This is a genomic window from Collinsella sp. CLA-ER-H2 (assembly GCF_040092405.1).
Lineage (GTDB): Bacteria > Actinomycetota > Coriobacteriia > Coriobacteriales > Coriobacteriaceae > Collinsella.
Window position 1 is genome coordinate 1 of sequence record NZ_JBBNLO010000023.1, and the last position, 21,092, is coordinate 21,092.

Genomic DNA, 21,092 nt, shown 5'->3' on the forward strand with positions numbered 1-21,092 from the left:
CATTTCCCCGGACAGGACCACCTTTGCCGCCGAGACCTTGAACTGCCTGTCGTATCGCTTTCTTCTTTGGGTCATCTTGAACACCTTTCGCTCTTAACTAGGTGTCCAATTCATCATACCCACTCCAAGTCCGGACCGCCCCGCGGTCCAACTTTCTGTCCGCACCCCCTTCTAGGAACTATTCCACCGCAACTTAGATTGGGAAACCGCGAAACCTTAAAGCTCCAGTTCGTTTAGACGAAGGATTGCCACGATATAGATCTTGAGCGCCTGCTTGAGCTGCTCCTCGTTAGCGCACTCGTTGGGGCCGTGCATCTGGCCGCCCCATGCGGGCAGCTCCAGGCCGGTCTCCTCGGGGCCAAACGATACGGCGCGGGCAAAGTTGCGCGCGTACGTGCCGCCGCCCATGGCAAAGGGCTCGGCATGCTTGCCCGTAAACTCGTTGTAGGTATCGATAAGCGCCTTCACGGCCGGATCGTCGGCAGAGACTGAGAACGGCACCTTGGCACGACCCACGCGACACGTCACACCAAAGCGGCCCACGAGCGGCTCGAGCTGCTCGCAGATGGTATCGGCACTGGTGCTATCGGGGAAACGCACGTCAATGACCTGCTCGATGTGGCCATCCGCCACACGGATGACGCCGGGGTTGCAGGTGAGCGGGCCAAACGCGGGGCTCGTCGCGTCGATGCCCAGGCCGCGGCCATAGGCGTCCGCATGCACAAAAGCCAAAAACTTGACACACTCGTGCTCGGCAGGCGTCAGCAGGCGCTCGCCGCGGGCACCAAACGCGTCCTCGGCCTCGCGCAGATACGCCACGATCAGACCGACGGCATTGATCGTTCCCTCGGGCATCGAGGCATGACCGCCAATACCGTGGGCGAAAATCTGCGCATGCCCGTTATCGAGTGCTGTGATCTCCAAACGGTCAGCGTTCTCAACGGGCGCCGGCAGTTCATCGGCGGCAATCGCAAGCTCGCAGATAGACTGCGACGGAATGGCGTTGCTCGCCTCGGCACCGCTCCACGATACGATGCGTCCGCCGTCGATCTTGGAGCTCACAAACGTCGCCCCAAACTGACCCTTCTCGGCATTGCAGACCGGGAACTCGGCATCAGGCGTAAACAGAAAGTCGGGGTCTGCGTGGTTCTCCAGATAATGGTGAACGTCGGACATGCTCACTTCCTCATCACAACCCAGCAGTGCGCGGAAGGTATAGCGCGGCACAATGCCGTGCTTGAGCAGGTAGGCGCCGGCGTAGAGCGACAGCACGGCCGGACCCTTGTCGTCGATCACGCCGCGACCGAGCAGCCAGCCCTCGCGGCGCTCCATCGCAAACGGATCGGTATTCCAGCCAGGGCCGGCGGGCACCACGTCCACGTGGCAGATGGTCGCGAGCTGCTTATCGCCGCGACCCGGGATATCGGCAATGCCCACGTAACCCTCGTCGTCGCTTGTCTGGTAGCCGAGCTTCTGCGCGATGCCGAGCGCGCAATCGAGCGCGTCACGGACCGGACGGCCAAACGGCGCGCCGGGCTCCGCATTGGCAGAAACCGCCACGGACGGATAGCTCACCAGCCGCTCGATATCGGCGACGACATCCTCCCAGACCTCGTCGACATACTCGGTAACGCTCTGCTCCACCTGATTCATGGACGACCTCCTTACCAATGAGGGGCAAGTGTGCCGCCCCTCACATCAAGTACTTATATAGCGAAAAGTTTAGCAAGCTCGGCCACCGAATGCACCACCGCATCGGCGCCCGCTGCCTCGTGCTCGCCCGGCGCCGCCGCGCCCGAATAGATGCCGACGCACGGCACGCCCATCGCGTGCGCGCCCTCCACATCGTTAAAGCGGTCGCCAATCATCACGGCCTCGTCCGCGGTCGCGCCCAGGGCCGCCAGCGCATCGCGGACCGAATCCGCCTTGGTCTCGCGTCCCTGAGGCGGATTCATGCCGACCACGGCCTCAAACTGAGAAAGCCCCAGCTCATGCACCATGTCAATGCACTTTGCTTCCATGCGAGACGTCGCCACGGCCATACGCTTGCCCTGGGCGGCCAACCCGTCGAGTAGCTCGGGGATCCCGTCGAACACGGGATACTCCTCCGGTCCTAACTCATCAAAAAAGGCACGGTACTCGTCGGCCACCACCAGCGACTCCTCGCGCGAGAAGCCGTAAAAGTCGTGGAAGCTCTTCCACAGCGGAGGCCCGATCATACGGCGCAAATCACCCATCTGCGCCTCCGAAAACCCGCGCGCAGCCAGCGTCTTGCGCGTCGAGGTCATCACCGCCCGACCCGTATCGGCCACCGTGCCGTCAAAATCGAACAACACGACCGGTCGTTTGCATATCTCCAACGCCTCCATCGGCATCCCTCTTCCCCAGTTGACGATTTCCACACCGACACTTCAAACTGTTGACTATTCAACAATTGAACCTAGCAATGTGGAACGACTCTACTATACTTGTCGCACTTTGCTCTCAGAAGGCGGCGCGCAAACGCCCCAACGAAAGGCGCAATTATGTCTTTTGCCATCATAACCGACTCCACGTCGGACATCTCCCCCGCCCGTGCCCAAGAGCTCGGCATTTACGTGATTCCGCTGCATGTGATTATCGAGGGTGAGGACCTGCTCGACCAGGTGCAGATTACCGCCCAGGAATACGTCGCGCGCATGGCTGGCTCCGAGCAGCTGCCGCACACCTCGCAGCCGAGCGCCGGCGAGTTTAAGGCGCTCTTTGACCGTGTGCGCGCCGACGGCCACGATAGCGCGATCTTTATCTCGCTGTGCAGCGAGTGGTCTGCCTGCTATTCCAACGCATGCCTGACGGCCGGGACCCATGAGCTCGACGTGCGCTGCATCGATTCGCGCACCGGCTCGGGCGCCGAGGGCTTGCTGGTGGAGTACGCGTTGGCCATGCGCGAGGACGGCCGCAGCTTGGATGAGACCGAGGCGCAGATCCGCGCGACGCTGCCCGACGCCCACTTGCTGCTAATTCCCCGCACGCTCGAGAACCTCGTTAAGAACGGCCGCGCGCCCAAGCTCGCTGGCCAGCTGACGCAGATGCTCAACATTCGCCTGGCCGTCTCGCCGGAGTGGAAATCGGGCGAGATCAAGGCCGTCAAGAAGGGCCGCGGAGCCAAGCGCATCGTTGCCAACACCATGGCCGATTGCCTCGCATTTTTGACCGAGCACCCAGGCTCAAGCGTTCGCGTGCTCACGACCGGCGCTGCCGAGGAGCAGGAGCTCGTCAACCAAGCGCTCGCAGGCCAGGACTACGTAGACGCCGGCACCGGCCCCATCGGCTGTACCATCGCCACCCACGTAGGCGTCGACGCCATCGCCATCAGCTACTGCCCCCGCTACCAACCTACCAATTAGGGCCACCCATACCACTTGCGGTGAAATAGGGACTGTTTTTGGCTTATCAGCCGCAAATCAATCCCTATTCCACCGCAACTTAGAAGCAGTTCATTTAGCCTGTCCCATTTTAGCTACCCTACATCAGCCCGCTCAGGGCGATGTCGACGGCCTCGTTGAGGTCATCGGTGATATGCACCAGCTCCGGATCGAGCGGGCTGATCATACCGGCTTCCATCACCGGGCCGTTGAGCCAGTCGAACAGGCCCTGCCAGTACTCGGTGCCCACCAAAACGAGCGGCATGCGCTTGACCTTGTGCGTCTGCACCAGTGTGAGCACCTCGAACATCTCGTCGAGCGTGCCAAAACCACCGGGAAACACGATGGCGCCCGAGCTGTACTTAACAAACATGGTCTTGCGCACAAAGAAGTAGCGGAAGTCCATACCCAGGTTCACGTATTTGTTAAGCCCCTGCTCGTGCGGCAGCTCGATACCCAAGCCGACCGACTTGCCGTTGGCGCTCGCCGCTCCCCTGTTGGCCGCCTCCATAATGCCAGGGCCGCCGCCGGTGATAACCGCCACGCCGCGCTGGGCGATCTTGCGGCCGACCGTGCGCGCAGCCTTGTAGAGCTGATCGGTCTTGGGCGTGCGAGCACTGCCGAAGATGGTCACCGCGGGCCCGAGCTCGGCAAGCGCGCCAAAGCCATCGACAAACTCGGCCTGAATGCGCAGCACACGCCAGGGGTCGGCATGCAGCCAGTCGGTCGAATCCTCGGGCGCCAACAGGTTGGCGTAGGTGTTGTCCTTGGGAATCATGGGGCCACGCATGACCACGGGGCCGCGGCGGTACGTCTCGTCGTAGGCGGGCTCACCCTCGACGTTCTCATTCTTAATCATGGGTACTCCTATCGAAAATAGAAACGGGCGGGGTCGACGCCATGCGTCAAACACCCGCCCGAACATCAACCATTCGGTATGGTACCCACGATGCATCAAGCGCTTGCAAGGCATCGGCCAGCGGTCACACAGACCGTGTTAGCGAACGCGATGACCGATCGCCGCTTGGCCTTTGCCGTTGCTCGCGCCCCGCAAACGCGCCCGCAGTTCTTAGTAATCTACCGCCGCAGGGCTGTTCATCCAGTCGCTCACGAACGCACCGTAGCGGCCCTCGATAATGGCTTGGCGGGCACGCTGCATAAGGTTGAGCAGGTAGTAGATGTTGTGCATCGACAGCAGAATGCCGCCGAGCATCTCCTTCTGCGTGACCATGTGACGGATGAGCGCACGGCTGTAGCCGCCCGTGCACACCAGGCAGGTGCAGGTGGGATCGATGGGGCCGTCGTCGTGCGCAAAGCGGGCGTTGCGGAAGTTGAGGCGACCCTCGCTCGAAAACGCCGTGCCCATGCGGCCGGTACGCGTCGGCAGCACGCAGTCGAACATGTCGATGCCCACACCCACACCGCGCACGAGCGTCGTCGGGTTACCGACGCCCATCAGGTAGCGCGGCTTGTGCTTGGGCATGTACTCGCTCACAAGCGGCGCCAGCGTCTCGAACATGGTCTCGTGGTCCTCGCCCACCGAGTAGCCGCCGATGCCGTAACCGGGGAAGTCACCGCACTCCTCCAGATGGCGCAGCGAGCGCAGACGCAGGTCCAGATGCATGCCGCCCTGGACAATGCCAAAAAGTGCCTGGTCATCGCGAGTGTGAGCCTTGTAGCAGCGCTCGGCCCACATGCTCGACAGCTCCACCGCGCGCTCGACGTAGGCGCGCGTGGCAGGATAGCCGGGGCACTGGTCGAGCTGCATGCAGATGTCGGAACCGAGCTTCATGGCGATTTCCATGTTGTCCTCGGGCGTCCAGAACACGTGGCGACCGTCGTAGTCATTGACGATAAAGCGCACGCCCTCGTCGGTGAGCTTAACGGCGTCGTTATGGCTAAAGACCTGGAATCCGCCCGAGTCGGTGAGGATGGGGCCGTGCCAGTTCATAAACTTATGCAGACCGCCCAGCTCGGCGATGGTGTCCTCGCCGGGACGCATGGACAGGTGATAGGTATTGGCAAGCACGATCTGGGCACCGAGCTGCTTGACGGTCTCGGTAGGAATACCCTTGACGTTTGCCTTGGTGCCCACGGGCATAAAGATCGGCGTCTCGATATCGCCGTGCGGGGTGTGCAGCACGCCGGCACGCGCGTGCGTCGTCGGATCCTCGGCGATCAGGTCGAATTTAAAAAGGCTCTGGTCCATAAACTGGAACTCCTTGGTTGCGGTTCATACGCAAACCATTATACGGGCAACCCGCAAGGAGCACCGACTCGACAGAAACTGACGCAAAGGGGGCAGCAAACGAGCGTGGATTTTCGGACGCCCATCTCATGAGAGTGGACAATCTCCCACTTTTGCCCGAAACACAGACCAAAAACGGGAGATTATCCACTCTCGTTCGGCGGGTACTCATTTAAGTACGTCCCCAATGAGTGGAGCTATTTACCAGCCACGCCAACGCCGATGTTTTGGGAATGTCAGCGAGCGGTCGCCAGAGCGAACAAATTGGCATGAAAAGAGGACGGCATAGACCTTCTGGTCATGCCGCCCTCTTTGAATGACAAGTTGCCGCTCTGGCGACCGCGCAGCGTCGGCCGGTCCGCCGTTCGGTAGAACGGCGGAACCCTTAAGGCCGCTGGCCCATGCCACCCTCGAGGGTGACGGTCTCGCCGTTCATGTACTTAAAGTCGGGGCCGCAAAGCTGAACGACCACGCGGCCGATCTCCTTCTCGACGTCGCCGTAATGGCCCGCCGGCGGCATGTGGACGTTGGCCTTAAACGCCTCGGGATAGGCATCCTGGAAGTTCTCGAGCGCAGCAGTCCAAGCAAGCGGACACACGATGTTGACGTTGATGCCGTCCTTGCCCCACTCGTTGGCGGCAACGCGGGTCAAGCCGCGGATGCCCTCCTTGGCAGCGGCATAGCTGCACTGGCCGTAGTTGCCAAACAGGCCGGCGCCCGAGGCAAAGTTGACCACGGAGCCCTTGGTCTCCTTCAGGTGCGGATAGGCCTTCTGCATGTACAGATAGGTGGCATACAGGCCGGAGTAAATGGCCAGGTTAAACTGATCCATGGTGTGGTCGGCGATGGTCACGCCCGAGGCGCTGGCCTGAGCGTTGTTGACGACGGCGTCGATGCGACCGAACTCCTCAATCGCCTTGTCGATAACGTTCTGCACGACGGCCTCGTTGTCCTGACCAGCCGAGACATCGGCCTGAACAGGCAGAACCTTGACGCCGTACTCGGCCTCGAGGGACTCCTTGGCAGCCTCGAGCTTGGCAACGTTGCGGCCGGTAATGACGAGGTTTGCGCCCTCCTTGGCAAAAGCGATATCGATGCCGTAACCGATGGAGCCAGCGGAACCGTCCTTAAGCGTGGCCTTGCCGCCGCCGGTGACGATCACGGTCTTACCAGTGAAAAGTCCCATACAAAGTCCTTTCGAATCGCGACGGGCATGCCCGCCGACTGCGCGCATCCAACTTCACGCGCCAAAAGCTGAAATGCAACTTTAGCGGGTTCAAGTGAAAAATAAAGACTGCAGCAGGCGAACGGCACAACGTCATTCGGCGAAGGGGATGTCAAGCACAAACTGAATAAGAAGGCCGAATTTTTGTTATCCATGCGAGCCATCGAACACGTTTTGAAACTTTGCTGCGGCACGCGGGATGTCGGCGCGAGACTTTATCATAGGGTGACAAACAACGATGAGGAGCACATGCTTATGACAGACGAGCTGGACCCCCAGACTCAGCAGCATATTGATGATTCAGCAGACGTCGCCGCAGATACTGACACTGCGACCTGCAATGATACCGACGTCGACGACGCCACTCTGGATAACGGCGCCGCGACGGAAGCCCCTGCGGCCGAAGATGCCGGCGAGCAAAACGACGATCCGGCCGCTCAGGACGACGCCCCCGAAAAGGACGCCGCCCCGCAAGCAGAAGGCCCCATCGAGGTGTCTTCGGAAGAAGAGCTCGATGCCGTCATGGACTCCATGATGGATGCCGTCGAAGCGATGAAAGACGCCGTGGCCGACGCCGATATCGACGCCGAGGAAGAGGAGGCCGCCGAGGCCGCCTCGACCTTCGTGCCCGGCGAGACCCCCGTTGCCGACCAAGGCAGCACCCTGCCCTCGTTCCTGCAGCTCGAGCATCCCACGATTGGCGCGGACGCCGTCGACCCGCACGCAGCGGGCTTTTCCGTAATCGAAGGCGGTACCGGCAATATCGCCGCGCCGCAAACTACCGATGTGGACGCTGCCGACACCGGTCGCCCAATCGCCCCGCACGCCCCCGCCGCGAGCCGCGATCTGGGAACTGCCGTCTCGAACACTGCAAACGCCGTGGGCACCTTTATCGCGCAGGGGGCCTCGGCCATGCGCGAGATGAACGCCGCGAAAAAGGCACTCGCCGATGCACGCGATCACCTTGCCGAACTTGAGCAGCGCATCGCCGATCAAAGCGAGGAACTCGAGACGCGTCAGGATATCGCAGGCCGCTACGACCAAATCGTCGCCGAGCAACGCCAGGCTATCGACACGGCACAAAAGGCCGCCGCGGCGGCAGAAATCGGCCGCGATACCCATGCCGCCAAGGCAACAGAGCTCAAGGCGCAGCTCGAGCAAATAAGAGAAGAGGACGACGCCACCGAGCGGCGTCTCAAAGCCGCACTCGATGCCGTGGAGGCGCGCGAAGCCAGCTCGCGCGAGACCGGTAACCGCCTCGTTCGACGCCTCGAGGATTCCAAGCGCATCCGCGACAAGGTGCAGGCCGAGCGCGACGCCGGCGTTGCCGCAGCACAGCAAACCGTCGACGCCACGCGCGCTCAACTCGAAACGCTGCGCCACGAGTATGCCGAGCTGCAGCGCAATCCTTCGGCAAATCCCGCCAATTACACGGTGCGCACCAGCGAGCTTTCGATGCAGATCTCCGACACGGCCGATGCCCTGCGCAAAGCCGAGGAAGATGTCCCGAACATCACCGCCGATCTTGAGCACTCGCTCGCGGCCGCCGAGCACGCCGTCGAGCAGGCACAAGCCCCCATCGCCGACGCCAAGCGCGCCCATCAGGCCGTGACGGCCGAGGCCGATGCCGCACGCGACGAGCTGCAGACCGCAAAAACCGCCGCCGCAACGCGCCAGCGCGAACTGCGCGAGAAGATCGCCGCCGAGGACAAGGCACGTCGAGAGCAGGAGCAGGCTATCGCCGATGCCCAGGCGGACGTCGTGCATGCGCAGTCGATCATCGAGCAGGCGACCGAGGTACATGACCATCCCGAGATTACCGAATCGCTCGCCGGGTCCTTGGCCCGCGATAAGGCCGAGCACGCCGAAACCGAGCGCGAAGTGGCTCAACTCGAAGCCGCCGAGGACGACGTACGCGAGCGCACCCGCGACTCACGCATCAAATTCACCGGCGCCATCGTCTGCATCGTCGCCGCAATCCTGGTGATCATCCTGATCTGGCTCTTCGCGAGCAAGTAAACCAGCTGCCAAAAAGCTCAACGCAGTTGCGGTGAGATAGTTCCTGTTTAGCCTCAAAAAAGGCCAGTTCAAGAACTATCTCACCGCAACTTATTAGATTGATGCAAGGTAGTCATTGGGGACGTTCTTAAACGACTAGTCGAACAAGAACGTCCCCAATGACTACATCGACAACCAAAGAAATGCCGATGTTATGGCAGAGTCAGCGAGCGGGTCGCATTTGAGGCAAGGTGACGTGAAACGAAAGGGCGCTGACCTTCTGGTCGCGCCCTTGAAGTTGAACGTCAGATTGTCCAAATGCGGCCCGCGCAGCGTCGGCCGGTTACGGCGTTTGGAAAACGCCGTAACCTACTGAATGAGCATCGCGTCGCCAAAGCTGAAGAAGCGGTAGCGCTCCTCGATGGCGGCGGCGTAGGCATCCATGATCTGGTCGCGGGTGGCAAGCGCGCTCACGAGCATCATGAGCGTGGAGCGCGGCACGTGGAAGTTCGTGATCAACGCGTCGACCACGTGATAGGTCGAGCCGGGCATGAGGTAGAGCTGCGTTGTCGCGTTCTCGCGCACCACGATGTCGCCGCGGCCGAGCGTGTCGGCCCCGTCCTCGCGGCCCTCAAAATAGCGCGCCGTCACAGCCGGATCGGACACCGGCGCGTCCGCGTCAAACGCGCTCTCGAGCGAGCGCACCGCGGTGGTGCCGACGGCGATCACACGATGACCCTCGGCCTTGGCCTTGTGCACGGCATCGACAACCTCCTGCGACACGTGGTAGCGCTCGGTGTGCATCACGTGCTGCGTGGGGTCGTCCTCCTCCACCAGACGGAAGGTATCGATACCCACCTCGAGCTCGACGGCGGCAAACTTCGCACCCTTGGCCTCGATAGCGGCCATGAGCTCGGGCGTGAAGTGCAAACCCGCCGTAGGAGCGGCAGCCGAGTGCTCCTCCTTCATGGCGTAGACGGTCTGGTACTTCTCGGGATCGCCCTCGTAATCGGTAATGTAGGGCGGCAGCGGCACGTGGCCGGCAGCGTGGATGGCCTCGTCGAGCGTGCGCGGGTCGCCGGCGGCATTGCAACCGGCCGGCTCAAAACGCACCAGACGGCCGCCGCGGCTATCGGTGACAAAGTCGACAACCTCGGCTGTCAGCACCACGGGAGCCCCCTCGGGCGCATGGGCGCCACCGGCGCGATACTCAATATGAGCACCGGGCTTCAGGCGCTTGCCCGGCTTGACCAAGCACTCCCAAACATGGCCCAGCGGATCCACGTCCTCGCGGCGCTTGAGCAGCAGAGTCTCGACCACGCCGCCCGAGCCGGCTTTGCGACCGATCAGGCGAGCCGGCATCACGCGCGTCTGGTTGATGACGAGCACGTCGCCCGGCTCGATATAGTCGATGATGTCGCGGAAGATGCGGTGCTCAACGGTACCGCCGTGCTCCAGCGGCGTTCCCGCCTGGGAGCCCTTGCGATCCACCACCAGAAGGCGGCAGGAGTCGCGCGGCTCGGCAGGAGCTTGGGCAATCAGTTCCTCGGGAAGGTTGTAGTCAAAATCATCGGTACGCATAGACACGTCGGATACTCCTTATATAGCTAAAGTCCGCTCTACATCCTAGCAGGCTGACGTCCCAAATGAACTACTTTTTGGCGGCTTTGCGCTCGTCGCGGATACGGGCGCGGTCCATGGCCGCCTCGACAGCCGAGAAGCGGCAACCACAGTAGTTCTGCCGATACATGCCAAGCTCGCGCGAACGGCGTGTCGCCTCGGGGTAATACGGGCGAAAATCGCGAATCACCGGGGTGAGCCCATGTGCCGCCGCCAAGCGCTCAAGCACGTCATTGCAGGTATTGAACAGCTGGTACGGCGAGACGGCGAGCGTCGTGCCCACAAACTCAAACCCGCGCTCCTGGGCCACGCGGCACGCCTCGGCCAAGCGCAGGGCATAGCACGCGCGACAGCGACGAGGCCGATCGGCACCCAGCGGTGCCACGCCGGTCTCCCAGCGATCGCGGTCCTCCCCTGCCTCGATGAGCTCGATGTCGCCATCGGCACACCACCGGCGCAGCTCGTCCAAGCGGCGCTGCCATTCATCGCGCGGTTGAATATTGGGGTTGGTCCAGCAAATCGTGGGCTCAAACCCCTCCTCGCGCAGCAGGCGGACCGGCTCAAGCGAGCACGGCGCGCAGCAAGCATGCAGCAGCAACGGCTTCATCAACATCTCCTCACCCAAAAAAGCGCACGCCAAAGGACGTATCCTCGCAGGCGACAATGCGGCGGTCGCGCAAAATGGTCCGCACGTAATACCAGTCGCCTACACAGCCCGACAAATGCAAGCCGGCCGCCAGGTAGCACAGCAGCGGATAGCCCGAAAACGCAAACCCCAGGGCAAGCGCCGCCGTCACAACAACCGTCGGCGCCAGGCAAACCGCCATGTACCGCCGGCGCGAATACACAACGCCCTCGGCGCAGGCATAGATCATCGCCGTCTCGCGATTCGCCCCAAAGGTCACCTTCGCGCCCGCAGGCGCCAGCAGCTTAAAAAACACACCGTGCACCAGCTCGTGCACGGCGAACGACGCCATTGAGATCGCAGCCAAGCCGACTATCCAGCCCACGACAGCCATCCAGCCGCCCGCGTCAGCCGCATCCAAGTCCGCAGGCGCGCCCATCAGCATAAACACCGGCACCAAGCACACGGCAAATGCGCCGAGCACGGCCATCCCCCACACAAAGCAGGCGTGCAGAAAATCCTCGTCTTCAAACGCATGTATGTTGGAAATCTCATTCATAGCATCTTAGGATAGCGCCCCTGCCACGTACCCGTCCGCATGTGCGATAATGTCGAACGATATGCACGAATTGACCACTGCGCGGCCGAGCCCCGGGCCCGGCCGCGCTCTCACCATATGCGAAGGAGTCCCATGGCATCCAAATACTCCATGAACGACCGTCCCAGCTGGCCTCGCCGCGCCATCGTTACTGCCGGCGAGCCCTACGGCAACAAGGGCCTTCACTTTGGCCACGTCGGCGGCGTCTTTGTCCCGGCCGACTTCTTCGCCCGTTTCCTGCGCGACCGCCTGGGCAGCGAGAACGTCATCTTCACCTCGGGCACCGACTGCTACGGCTCGCCCATCATGGAGAGCTACCGCAAGCTCAGGGAGAACGGGGGCTACGACAAGTCCATTAACGAGTACGTCGAGTCCAATCACTCCCGCCAGGCCGCGACCCTCAACAACTACAACATCAGCTGCGATATCTACGGCGGCTCGGGTCTTGAGCCGGCGGCCCAGATCCATAACGAGGTGACCGCTGAGATTATCGAGCGCCTGCACGAGCGGGGCACCATCTCCAAGCGCTCTACCCTGCAGTTCTACGACGCCAAGGCCGGCACGTTCCTCAACGGTCGCCAGGTGATCGGCCGCTGCCCCATCCAAGGCTGCAAGTCCGAGAAGGCGTACGCCGACGAGTGCGACCTGGGTCACCAGTTTGAGCCCGAGGAGCTCATCGCGCCCAAGAGCCAACTCACCGGCGAGGTGCCCGAGCTGCGCCCGGTCGATAACCTGTACTTCGACCTGCCGGCCTACCTCGACTTTATGAAGACCTACACCGCCAAGCTCGCCCAGAACCCGCAGGTTCGCTCCGTGGTCTCCAAGACCATGGAGGAGTGGTTGCTGCCGGCCCAGCTCTATATTCAGAACAAGTTCCGCGAGGCCTTCGACGCCGTTGAGGATCAGCTCCCCGAGCACACCGTGCTGGAGCCCGAGGGCAACAAGAGCAGCTTTACCGTCACCTTCCCCAGCTGGAAGGAGCGCGACGACGCCCACGCGGTGCTCGCCAACGGCGGCGTGCGCTTCCGCAGCGGCAAGGCGCTCGTGCCCTTCCGCATCACCGGCAATATCGACTGGGGCGTTCCGGTTCCCGAGGTCGACGGTGTGACCGACGTCACCTGCTGGTGCTGGCCCGAGAGCCTGTGGGCGCCCATCAGCTACACCCGCACCGTGCTCGCACGCGATGCCAAGGCCGCCGGCGTGACCGAGGGCGTCGCCGCCCAGGATGCCGCCCTCATGGGCGAGCCCGCCGCCGATTCCACGCAGGTCCCCGCGCCCACCTACCAGCACAGCTCGCTCGACTGGCGCGACTGGTGGTGCTCGGATGACGCACAGATCTACCAGTTCATTGGCCAGGACAACATCTACTTCTATTGCATCGCGCAGACCGCCATGTGGGAGGCCCTGGGTTGGAACCTCACGCAGAGCACCGTCAGCGCCTGCTACCACCTGCTCTACATGGGCAAAAAGGCCAGCTCGTCTTCGCAGACGCCTCCCCCGCCGGCGGACGACCTGCTCAACCACTACACCTGCGAGCAGATGCGCGCGCATTGGCTGTCGCTCGGCCTGTCCGAGAAGCCGGTGAGCTTTAGCCCCAAGGCATACGACACGCGCGTGACCGGCAAGGACAAGGACGGCAACGAAGTGCGCGCCTGCGACGACAAGCGCGTCATCGACCCGGCCCTTAAGGAGAGCGCCCTTTTGACCGGTGTGTTCAACCGCCTGGCCCGCAGCTGCTTCTACGGCGTCGCCGTCAAGGAGGGCGACGAGAGCCCCTACCGCAACGGCTGCATTCCCGCCGGCGCTGCTTCTGCCGCCGTGGTCGAGGCCGCCGAGCAGGCAGCCCTTGCCTTTGAGCAGGCTATGTACAAGTTCGAGACGCACCGCGCGCTCGCCGTGTGCGACGACTACCTGCGCGCCGCCAACAAGCGCTGGAGCGACGCCTCCAAGGCCGCCAACAAGCTCGAGGGCGAGCCGAGCAATGCCGCGATGACGCAGGCACTCGTCGACGCCTTTACCGAGCTGCGCGTGGCGACCGTCCTGATGCACGGCATCGTGCCCGCCGGCTGCGAGCTCATCTGCGAGTACTTCGACGTCGACCCGGTCGTGTTCTTTAGCTGGGACAACATCTTTACTTCCACGGACAAGTTCGTGGAGAGCCTGGGCGAGAAGCCCGGCGAGCACCGCGTAAAGCCGCTGCCCCCGCGCTTCGACTTCTTCAGCAAGCACGAGAGCCAGTACTAGGCCAACGACATGCGCCCGGGAATGATTATTCTGGGACGGGGATTAAAAAATCATTCCCGGGCGCCACAGTACAGTCTTTTTGTGACGGGGTCATGGAATGATTTTTTAATCCCCGTCCCAGAATAATCATTTCGGTGGAAGGAAAGACGGATGTCTAAGCCGCGTCGTCGTAAGCAGAAAAAGCAGGTCAAGGCCGAGCTCAAGCTCAGGCAGTTTGCCGCCACCGAGCTTTCCGACCAGCTTGCCGCCCAACACTCCGCCGCCGACCTGCCGCGCTTTATGGTCGACACGGTCGCCGGCGCCTATGCGCCCGCCGATGCCGAGCTCATGATCGAGGGCTTCGGCGCCGCGGCCACACGCCCGGTCACGCTGCGCGTCAACACGCTCAAGGCAACCGCCGAGGACATCGCTGCGGCGCTCGATGCCGCCGACATCGCCCACAACCCCGTCACCTGGTACCCAGACGCCTTCATCCTGCCCGAGGCCCAGGTTTCCGATCTGTGGGATCTCGACATCTACCGCGACGGCAAGATCTACCTGCAGAGCCTGTCGTCCATGATGCCGCCGTTGGTCCTGGGCGCCCAGGCCGGCGAGGACATCCTGGACATGTGCGCGGCCCCCGGTGGCAAGACGACGCAGATCGCCGCCCTCACGCAGGGACAGGCGCACCTTACCGCCTGCGAGATGAGCATTCCCCGCGCCGAGAAGCTCGAAGCCAACCTCCACCGCCAAGGCGCAAAAAACGTGCCCGTCATGCGCATCGACGCACGCGAGCTCGACGAGTTCTTCCGCTTTGACCGCATCCTGCTCGACGCTCCCTGCACCGGCACGGGCAACGTCATCAGCGGCAAACAGAAAAGCCTGCGCGGCCTGACCGAGCAGTTGCTGAGCAAGTGTGCCCGCTCGCAGCGAGCACTTCTGGACCGCGCCATGGGAGCCCTCAAACCGGGCGGCACGCTCGTCTATTCGACTTGTTCGATCTTGCCGCAGGAAAACGAGGACGCCCTGCAAGAGGCCCTCGACAAGCATATGGACTGCGAGCTCATCCCCCTCGACGGCACACCAAGCGAAAGTGAGGCACGCCGCGCGCAGGAAGCTGGCGAGGAGCCGCGCATCGAGTCCAACGCCCTGACCGAGGCCATTGCCGCGGGTCAGGTATCGGCCATCGCCAACGGCCTGCCCGGCACGCTCACCATTCCGCCCAGCCGCGACTTTGAGGGCTTCTACATTGCCCTGATCCGAAAACGCAGCTAGCGCACGGATCCAAAACTCAACAAGCTATCTCCGTGCGCGTTTGCCCTGCTGGTCGCGATGCTGTTTAAGCATCGCGCGCTCCTTGCGTTCGGCCCTTTTGCCCTTAATGGCCGTGACCACAAAGTAGATGACCGCGGCGGCAACGATTGCGCCCACACACAGGCCAATCGAGCCAAACATTGCTGTCAATTCCATACCGCGTCACCTCTCTTTTAAACGGGACATTCAAGATAGCACCTCAATACCCGCCACCACAGCTCCTTCACGTTCGCCGGCCCTTCGGTCTAACGGATGGCGCGGCGGGGAAAAATCAACTCGTCAAACGATTTAGCATTCGCAATTCCGGCTGCATCGCGCCGGCCGTCATCACATAGAATCGAGCTTCCATGGATACCCTCAACGATCTAAATGAGCGCGTCGACGCCTTCGTCGGCACCAGCTCCTTCGACACGCCTGCCGCGGCAAACGACCAAGCCCCCATCGATGTGCCCGCCGAGGTTCACGAGGACATCGTCGCCTCGGTCGATTTCTCCGAGGTCGAGCTCGCAGACGAGTTCACCGAACCCCAGGTAGCCGTGACCCCCAACGGACTGCTTCCCATGGAGCCGCTGCCCATCGACGGGCGCCTGCGCAAGGCGGCCCTTCGCATGCCTGACGAGATTGAGGAAGCCAGCGGCTTCACGCTCTTCGGCCGTCGTATCAAATCGCTCATCTACACCACCGACGTCGCGGTCATCCGCAACTCCAACGCCGATGCCGTCTTTGCCGTTTACCCCTTCACGCCGCAGCCCGCCATTACGCAGGCGCTGCTGACCGTCGCCGAGTGCCCGGTCTTCGTAGGCGTGGGCGGTGGCACCACCACCGGCAAGCGCTCCGTTCAGATGGCAGCCGTCTCCGAGATGCAGGGCGCGGCGGGCTGTGTGGTCAACTCCCCCGCCACCGCCGAAATGGTCGAGCACATCACTAACATTGCCGACATCCCCGTCATCGCTACGGTCGTTCGCTGCGACGACGATGCCCACGCCAAGGTGCGCGCTGGAGCCAAGATTCTCAACATCGCCGCCGGCAAGAACACGCCCCAGGTCCTACGCGAGCTGCGCAAGCACTATCCCAACCTGCCGCTCATCGCGCCGGGCGGCAAGACGCCCGAGAGCATCCGTGAAACCATCGCCGCCGGCGCCAACGCCATCATCTGGACGCCGCCTTCGGCCCAGCAGTTACAGACCGACATGATGCAGCGTTATCGCAAGATGAAGGAAGACGCCACACCTGTCATCTCGCACGACGATGTGCCCATTATCGACCAGGTCTCCGCCGCCGAGGTCAGCCAGGTCGAGAACATGAATCCCGACGTGCCGATTCCCGACGAAGTCATCGAGCGCGTCGCTTCGATCCACGAGCGCGTCGAGGAGCATCGCGCCAACCGCGGCCTCAAGCCGTCACTGCACGGCTTCTTCTTCCGCGGAAAGAAACGCTAACCCCAACAGCAAGGCCCGCCCCACAAACGTGAGGCGGGCCGTTTTCGTTTGAGCAATCATGCAGCGATGTGATGGGGCAAATTAATCCACGCGTTTGTCGCCCATAAAGAAGAGCGCCACCGTGCCAGGTCCGGTATGCGAGCCAATCAGAGTACCGATGTTATTGATCTCAATCTTGCCTTTAAGCTGCGGAATCTGTTCCTCGATCAGCGCCGCAACTGCCTCGGCATCCTCGCGGCACGCCGAGTGCGACATGACGCACTTACCCGAATAATCCGCACCGTCCTGCACGTGTGCCATCATGGTCTTAGCCATCTCGGAAATCGCGCGCTTCTTAGTGCGAATCTTCTCACGTGGCGACAGCCCACCTTCGCAATCGACCGTCATAAGCGGGCAAATCTTAAGCGCCGTGCCGATGATCGCGCTCGCAGCCGAAATGCGACCGCCGCGCAGGTAGCTCGACAGATCGGTCGAGAAGAACCAGTGGTGCAGGTTGAGCTTGTGCTCCTCGATCCAGGCAGCCGTCTCGTCGAGTGAAGCCCCGCTATCGCGCACGTCGGCGGCACATTCCGCCAGCAGGCCAAAGCCCGAAGACGCCGCCAGCGAATCGATGACGCGCACCTTGCCGCCCTGGGGATAGCGATCCGCGAGCATCTGCGCCGCAACGCAAGCCGAGCCATACGTACCCGAAATACCCGACGACAACGTCAGGTGCAGCACGTCTTTACCCTCGGCAACAAGCGGCTCCCAAAACTCCTCGTACTCACCCACGCTCACCTGAGACGTCTTGGGCATGGCGCCTGCGGCAATCTGGGCAAAAAACTCGTCCGGCGTAATCGACTGATACAGATCGTCCGTATAGACAACATCGTCGATCTCGTAATGAAAACACACGACAGGGATATTGCGCGATTCAAAGAACTCCCGAGTTCGATCGGCGGCGGATTCACAGGTCAGGACAAAATCACTCATATGAGGCTCCTTACTCATTGCTGCGCAAATTATCGCACAGTGAGCCTACATACGGTACATATGTCCACTATTTACCAAATCGAACCAAAAATAGCGAACATCTTTACCACCATCGTTTCCACCGACCCCACGCATAAATATCTGAGAAAACACCCTCTATCGTCTCCACTCAACCGCCATATCTACCTCCACTAAATCGATTTACCAAACCGTTCGGCTAACAATTCGGCCGCCCATCCCCAATCGAAACAAAAGCGGCGCATACTGATAAACGTTTTACGCTGTTTATCAGTTTTACCAGCCCTATCGGAAGGTGTTTCATGGTCGCATTCGATCGCAATCCGCAAGACTTCAAGTATCTGCGCCTGCTGTCGAGACAGTTTCCCACCGAGCAATCCGCGTTTACCGAGATCATCAACCTCTCGGCCATCCTCAACCTGCCCAAAGGCACTGAGCATTTTATGAGCGACGTGCATGGCGAGTACGAAGCCTTTATGCACATCCTCAACAACTGCTCGGGCGTCGTGCGCGAGCATGTCGACGAAATCTTTGGCGAAACGCTCTCCTTTGACGAGAAGGGCGAGCTGTGCACGCTCATCTACTATCCGCGCGAGAAGATCGAGCTGGTCCGCAGCCAGCGCGAGGACTCGCCCACCTGGTACAAGACGATGCTTGACCAGCTCATCATGGTCGCCCGCTCGCTTTCGAGCCGCTATACGCGCTCCAAGGTGCGTAAGGCCATCCCACGCGATTACGCCTACATCATCGACGAGCTGCTACACACGCATCCGGACGAGAACAACTATCGCGTGCGCTATCACGAGCGCATCGTGGAGTCCATCCTAGAGACCGCCAGCGCCGACGACTTTATCGAGTCGCTCGCCTCGCTCATCAAGCGCCTGGCCGTCGACCACCTGCACCTGGTGGGCGATATCTTCGACCGCGGTGGCGGCGCGGCCAAGATTATGGACCGCCTGCTCACCTACCATTCACTCGACATCCAGTGGGGCAACCACGACCTGTTGTGGATGGGCGCTGCGGCCGGTGAACCTGCCTGCATCGCCACGGTGCTGCGCAACAACCTACGCTACGACAACTACGAGATCCTGGAGAACGACTACGGCATCTCGCTGCGTGAACTTGTCGCCTTTGCTGATGCCACCTACACCGCCGGCGAGTCCATCACCCCGCTGATCAAGGCCATCAACGTGCTGCTCTTTAAGCTCGAGGGCCAGATAATCCAGCGCCATCCCGAGTTCGACATGACCGACCGCCTGTTACTCGACAAGATCGAACACGACACCGGCACGGTCACGCTCGCCGACGGCAGCGTGTGGCCGCTCACGACCAACGACTTCCCCACCGTCGACCCGGCGGACCCCTATACGCTCACGTCTCAGGAGCAGCACATCATCGACAAGCTCGTGTCCGAGTTTGTCACCGCCGATCACCTGCATCGCCATATCGATTTCCTCTATTCCCACGGCTCGATGTACAAGGTTGCCAACGGCAACCTGCTGTTCCATGGCTGCGTGCCACTCAACGAAGACGGCACCTTTAGCAGCATGAACTGCCTGGGCACCTGGCACACTGGCCGCGATTATCTCGATTTTTGCGACTACATCGCCCGCCGCGCCTGGCGTGTGGGCGACCGCGACGCTCTCGACTGGATGTGGTACCTGTGGATTGGCTTTAACTCACCCGCCAGCGGACGCCTGGTGCGTACCTTTGAGCGCGCCTATATCGCCGATAAGAGCACCTGGGTCGAGCCGATGGACCCGTACTTTACGCTTACCAAGTCGCCCTCGGTCTGCGACGACATCATGCGCGAGTTTGGCGTCACGCCCATGGCATGTTCACCGACCGGCCACATCATCAACGGCCACACGCCCGTTAAAACCACCAAGGGCGAGCAGCCCATCCGCGCCGAGGGCAAGCTGCTGGTCATCGATGGCGGCTTCTGCCGCGCTTACCATCCCAAGACGGGTATCGCCGGCTATACGCTCATCTCGAGCTCGCGCGGCTGCCGCCTCAAGTCGCACCGGGCCTTTACGACGGTTGCCGAGGCACTCACCCGCAACGTCGATATCGAAAGCGAGACCAACCGCTTTGACGAGGCCGACCGTCGCCGCATGGTGAGCGACACCGATTCCGGTGCCAAGATCCGCAGCCAGATCCAGGACCTGCGCCAGCTGCTCGATGCATATAGAAACGGTGCTATCGAGGAGCGCGCCTAGCACCACCCGTGGGGATTGGCTAAACTTGCTGAGTTTGTCATCCCCGCGGCGCCCCGGCGCCACCATAAGGCAGGTACCATGCAAAAGCTCCTTGCGCAGATCATGAAGTTTGGCGTCGTCGGCGTCATTGCCACGGTCATCGACTTTGGCATTATGAATCTGCTCCACTACGGTCTAGGCCTCAACATCCTAATCGCCAACACCAGCGGCTTTATCATCTCACTCATCTTTAACTACCTCGCCAGCATGAAGTACGTGTTTGCGCACAAGGAGGGCATGAGCCGCCGCCGCGAGTTCATTATCTTTGTCGTGCTGTCTGTGATCGGTTTGGGACTCAACGACGGCATCGTGCTGGCGCTCAACGCCGGCCTGGGGCTCGAGGCCAATATCGCCAAGATTTGCGCCACCGCGCTTGTCATGGTCTACAACTTTGTGACCCGAAAGATCTTCCTGGAAGGCGACGAGACCAAGTAACTCGCAACCTTACAGCTTTACAATGCCCACAGATGACGCGCGTCGAGCGCTGTGTTGTTCGTGGGCATTGCTCGTTTACGGGCAAATTTTCAACGTTTGCGGATTAGCACTTGATAATTTGGCGAGTTCGTATAGTTCTTGGCAAAGACCTTACGTTTCCCTTGCAAAAGCTCTAAAGTATCCTCTGCTCGATTCATCAACGCATTGGATGTGATTACGTGCGCAAGGCACTGGCACAACCTCATACCAAGCAGTTCCTCAAGTTCGCTGTCGTGGGTCTTATCTCCTTTGGCATCGACTGGGGTATGCTCATTGCGCTCGTCGAGCTGTTTCACCTCGACTTTTTGATGAGCACCACGGTCTCGTTTACCACGTCCGTCGTGGTCAACTACTGGCTCAGCATGAAGTATGTGTTCGACCACCGCGAGGGCATGAGCCGCAAGCGCGAGTTCACGATCTTCACCATCCTGTCGGTGATCGGCCTGGGCCTCAACGACCTATACATGTTTGTGGGCGTCACGTTTTTGAGCATCGGCTACCAGGCCATGAAGGCCATCGCCACGTTCCTCGTCACCTGGTACAACTACTTCAGCCGTCGCTTCTTCCTCGAGGGCGCACGGTCGTAGTCGATTCGCTATTTGCTTGAATGTATAACCGGTTGGAATTCCCATTCCAACCGGTTTTTTGTTTGCCGAGAGACCGGGCGGCCCGGTCC

The 21,092-nt window shown here is 61.4% G+C and carries 18 protein-coding genes; 8 read left to right on the plus strand and 10 right to left on the minus strand.

All coding sequences use genetic code 11. The features are described from left to right. Positions 1-216: 216 nt before the first annotated feature. Both AAAX59_RS07355 and AAAX59_RS07360 read right to left on the minus strand, forming a co-directional pair. Positions 217-1,653, minus strand: coding sequence for a M20 family metallopeptidase (locus tag AAAX59_RS07355; protein WP_349071303.1), 1,437 nt, complete (start codon positions 1,651-1,653; stop codon positions 217-219). 53 nt (positions 1,654-1,706) lie between these two features. Further along, a complete protein-coding gene (locus tag AAAX59_RS07360) occupies positions 1,707-2,369 on the minus strand; it encodes an HAD hydrolase-like protein (RefSeq protein WP_349071304.1) in 663 nt (220 codons plus the stop codon). 156 nt (positions 2,370-2,525) lie between these two features. Here AAAX59_RS07360 and AAAX59_RS07365 point away from each other — a divergent pair, with 156 nt between their 5' ends. Beyond that, positions 2,526-3,386 (plus strand): DegV family protein, encoded by an 861-nt coding sequence (locus tag AAAX59_RS07365; protein ID WP_349071305.1) that lies wholly within the window; start codon positions 2,526-2,528, stop codon positions 3,384-3,386. Positions 3,387-3,504: 118 nt separating this feature from the next. Here AAAX59_RS07365 and AAAX59_RS07370 read toward each other — a convergent pair whose 3' ends face one another. The 3 genes from AAAX59_RS07370 to AAAX59_RS07380 all read right to left on the minus strand — a co-directional run bounded on the left by AAAX59_RS07370 (position 3,505) and on the right by AAAX59_RS07380 (position 6,838). Further along, positions 3,505-4,263, minus strand: coding sequence for a TIGR00730 family Rossman fold protein (locus tag AAAX59_RS07370; protein WP_349071306.1), 759 nt, complete (start codon positions 4,261-4,263; stop codon positions 3,505-3,507). A 210-nt stretch (positions 4,264-4,473) separates the two neighbouring features. After that, complete coding sequence (tgt, locus tag AAAX59_RS07375) at positions 4,474-5,613, minus strand: tRNA guanosine(34) transglycosylase Tgt (RefSeq protein WP_349071307.1); 1,140 nt, start codon at positions 5,611-5,613, stop codon at positions 4,474-4,476. 424 nt (positions 5,614-6,037) lie between these two features. Further along, on the minus strand, positions 6,038-6,838 hold the full coding sequence (locus AAAX59_RS07380) for an SDR family oxidoreductase (RefSeq protein ID WP_006235414.1): 801 nt from the start codon (positions 6,836-6,838) through the stop codon (positions 6,038-6,040). 294 nt (positions 6,839-7,132) lie between these two features. Between AAAX59_RS07380 and AAAX59_RS07385 the strand changes: the two genes are divergently transcribed. Then, positions 7,133-8,896 (plus strand): hypothetical protein, encoded by a 1,764-nt coding sequence (locus AAAX59_RS07385; protein WP_349071308.1) that lies wholly within the window; start codon positions 7,133-7,135, stop codon positions 8,894-8,896. A 348-nt stretch (positions 8,897-9,244) separates the two neighbouring features. Here the strand turns inward: AAAX59_RS07385 and queA are convergent, their stop codons facing one another. The 3 genes from queA to AAAX59_RS07400 all read right to left on the minus strand — a co-directional run bounded on the left by queA (position 9,245) and on the right by AAAX59_RS07400 (position 11,679). After that, a complete protein-coding gene (gene queA / locus AAAX59_RS07390; protein WP_250787531.1) occupies positions 9,245-10,456 on the minus strand; it encodes a tRNA preQ1(34) S-adenosylmethionine ribosyltransferase-isomerase QueA in 1,212 nt (403 codons plus the stop codon). Positions 10,457-10,526: 70 nt separating this feature from the next. Further along, a complete protein-coding gene (locus tag AAAX59_RS07395) occupies positions 10,527-11,102 on the minus strand; it encodes an epoxyqueuosine reductase QueH (protein WP_349071309.1) in 576 nt (191 codons plus the stop codon). 10 nt (positions 11,103-11,112) lie between these two features. Further along, positions 11,113-11,679 carry a DUF3267 domain-containing protein gene (locus AAAX59_RS07400; protein WP_349071310.1) on the minus strand — a complete coding sequence of 189 codons (567 nt, stop codon included), beginning with the start codon at positions 11,677-11,679 and terminating at the stop codon, positions 11,113-11,115. A gap of 132 nt (positions 11,680-11,811) precedes the next feature. Between AAAX59_RS07400 and AAAX59_RS07405 the strand changes: the two genes are divergently transcribed. Together AAAX59_RS07405 and AAAX59_RS07410 are read left to right on the plus strand one after the other, a co-directional pair. After that, on the plus strand, positions 11,812-13,962 hold the full coding sequence (locus tag AAAX59_RS07405) for a class I tRNA ligase family protein (RefSeq protein WP_349071311.1): 2,151 nt from the start codon (positions 11,812-11,814) through the stop codon (positions 13,960-13,962). A gap of 150 nt (positions 13,963-14,112) precedes the next feature. Beyond that, the gene (locus AAAX59_RS07410) at positions 14,113-15,216 is read left to right on the plus strand and encodes an RsmB/NOP family class I SAM-dependent RNA methyltransferase (RefSeq protein ID WP_349071312.1); all 1,104 of its coding nucleotides are present in this window, start codon (positions 14,113-14,115) and stop codon (positions 15,214-15,216) included. A gap of 24 nt (positions 15,217-15,240) precedes the next feature. Here the strand turns inward: AAAX59_RS07410 and AAAX59_RS07415 are convergent, their stop codons facing one another. Continuing rightward, positions 15,241-15,411, minus strand: a complete 171-nt coding sequence (locus AAAX59_RS07415) for a hypothetical protein (protein ID WP_157757989.1) — start codon at positions 15,409-15,411, stop codon at positions 15,241-15,243. Positions 15,412-15,602: 191 nt separating this feature from the next. On the opposite strand from AAAX59_RS07415, the gene AAAX59_RS07420 reads away from it, so the two are divergent. Next, complete coding sequence (locus tag AAAX59_RS07420) at positions 15,603-16,694, plus strand: hypothetical protein (RefSeq protein WP_099431937.1); 1,092 nt, start codon at positions 15,603-15,605, stop codon at positions 16,692-16,694. A gap of 81 nt (positions 16,695-16,775) precedes the next feature. Here the strand turns inward: AAAX59_RS07420 and AAAX59_RS07425 are convergent, their stop codons facing one another. Further along, on the minus strand, positions 16,776-17,666 hold the full coding sequence (locus AAAX59_RS07425; RefSeq protein ID WP_099431938.1) for a DegV family protein: 891 nt from the start codon (positions 17,664-17,666) through the stop codon (positions 16,776-16,778). A gap of 320 nt (positions 17,667-17,986) precedes the next feature. Here AAAX59_RS07425 and AAAX59_RS07430 point away from each other — a divergent pair, with 320 nt between their 5' ends. From AAAX59_RS07430 to AAAX59_RS07440, 3 genes are all read left to right on the plus strand, one after another. After that, positions 17,987-19,903 (plus strand): fructose-1,6-bisphosphatase, encoded by a 1,917-nt coding sequence (locus AAAX59_RS07430; protein WP_349071313.1) that lies wholly within the window; start codon positions 17,987-17,989, stop codon positions 19,901-19,903. Between the two features lie 78 nt (positions 19,904-19,981). Next, positions 19,982-20,377 (plus strand): GtrA family protein, encoded by a 396-nt coding sequence (locus AAAX59_RS07435; RefSeq protein WP_117564479.1) that lies wholly within the window; start codon positions 19,982-19,984, stop codon positions 20,375-20,377. A gap of 218 nt (positions 20,378-20,595) precedes the next feature. Next, positions 20,596-21,003 carry a GtrA family protein gene (locus AAAX59_RS07440; RefSeq protein ID WP_055250894.1) on the plus strand — a complete coding sequence of 136 codons (408 nt, stop codon included), beginning with the start codon at positions 20,596-20,598 and terminating at the stop codon, positions 21,001-21,003. Positions 21,004-21,092 lie beyond the last annotated feature (89 nt).

Bases quoted from the DNA above. Each gene is read 5' to 3' on its own strand.
- AAAX59_RS07355 (WP_349071303.1), bottom strand. From the start codon at position 1,653: ATGAATCAGGTGGAGCAGAGCGTTACCGAGTATGTCGACGAGGTCTGG.
- AAAX59_RS07360 (WP_349071304.1), bottom strand. From the start codon at position 2,369: ATGGAGGCGTTGGAGATATGCAAACGACCGGTCGTGTTGTTCGATTTT.
- AAAX59_RS07365 (WP_349071305.1), top strand. From the start codon at position 2,526: ATGTCTTTTGCCATCATAACCGACTCCACGTCGGACATCTCCCCCGCC.
- AAAX59_RS07370 (WP_349071306.1), bottom strand. From the start codon at position 4,263: ATGATTAAGAATGAGAACGTCGAGGGTGAGCCCGCCTACGACGAGACG.
- tgt (WP_349071307.1), bottom strand. From the start codon at position 5,613: ATGGACCAGAGCCTTTTTAAATTCGACCTGATCGCCGAGGATCCGACG.
- AAAX59_RS07380 (WP_006235414.1), bottom strand. From the start codon at position 6,838: ATGGGACTTTTCACTGGTAAGACCGTGATCGTCACCGGCGGCGGCAAG.
- AAAX59_RS07385 (WP_349071308.1), top strand. From the start codon at position 7,133: ATGACAGACGAGCTGGACCCCCAGACTCAGCAGCATATTGATGATTCA.
- queA (WP_250787531.1), bottom strand. From the start codon at position 10,456: ATGCGTACCGATGATTTTGACTACAACCTTCCCGAGGAACTGATTGCC.
- AAAX59_RS07395 (WP_349071309.1), bottom strand. From the start codon at position 11,102: ATGAAGCCGTTGCTGCTGCATGCTTGCTGCGCGCCGTGCTCGCTTGAG.
- AAAX59_RS07400 (WP_349071310.1), bottom strand. From the start codon at position 11,679: ATGAATGAGATTTCCAACATACATGCGTTTGAAGACGAGGATTTTCTG.
- AAAX59_RS07405 (WP_349071311.1), top strand. From the start codon at position 11,812: ATGGCATCCAAATACTCCATGAACGACCGTCCCAGCTGGCCTCGCCGC.
- AAAX59_RS07410 (WP_349071312.1), top strand. From the start codon at position 14,113: ATGTCTAAGCCGCGTCGTCGTAAGCAGAAAAAGCAGGTCAAGGCCGAG.
- AAAX59_RS07415 (WP_157757989.1), bottom strand. From the start codon at position 15,411: ATGGAATTGACAGCAATGTTTGGCTCGATTGGCCTGTGTGTGGGCGCA.
- AAAX59_RS07420 (WP_099431937.1), top strand. From the start codon at position 15,603: ATGGATACCCTCAACGATCTAAATGAGCGCGTCGACGCCTTCGTCGGC.
- AAAX59_RS07425 (WP_099431938.1), bottom strand. From the start codon at position 17,666: ATGAGTGATTTTGTCCTGACCTGTGAATCCGCCGCCGATCGAACTCGG.
- AAAX59_RS07430 (WP_349071313.1), top strand. From the start codon at position 17,987: ATGGTCGCATTCGATCGCAATCCGCAAGACTTCAAGTATCTGCGCCTG.
- AAAX59_RS07435 (WP_117564479.1), top strand. From the start codon at position 19,982: ATGCAAAAGCTCCTTGCGCAGATCATGAAGTTTGGCGTCGTCGGCGTC.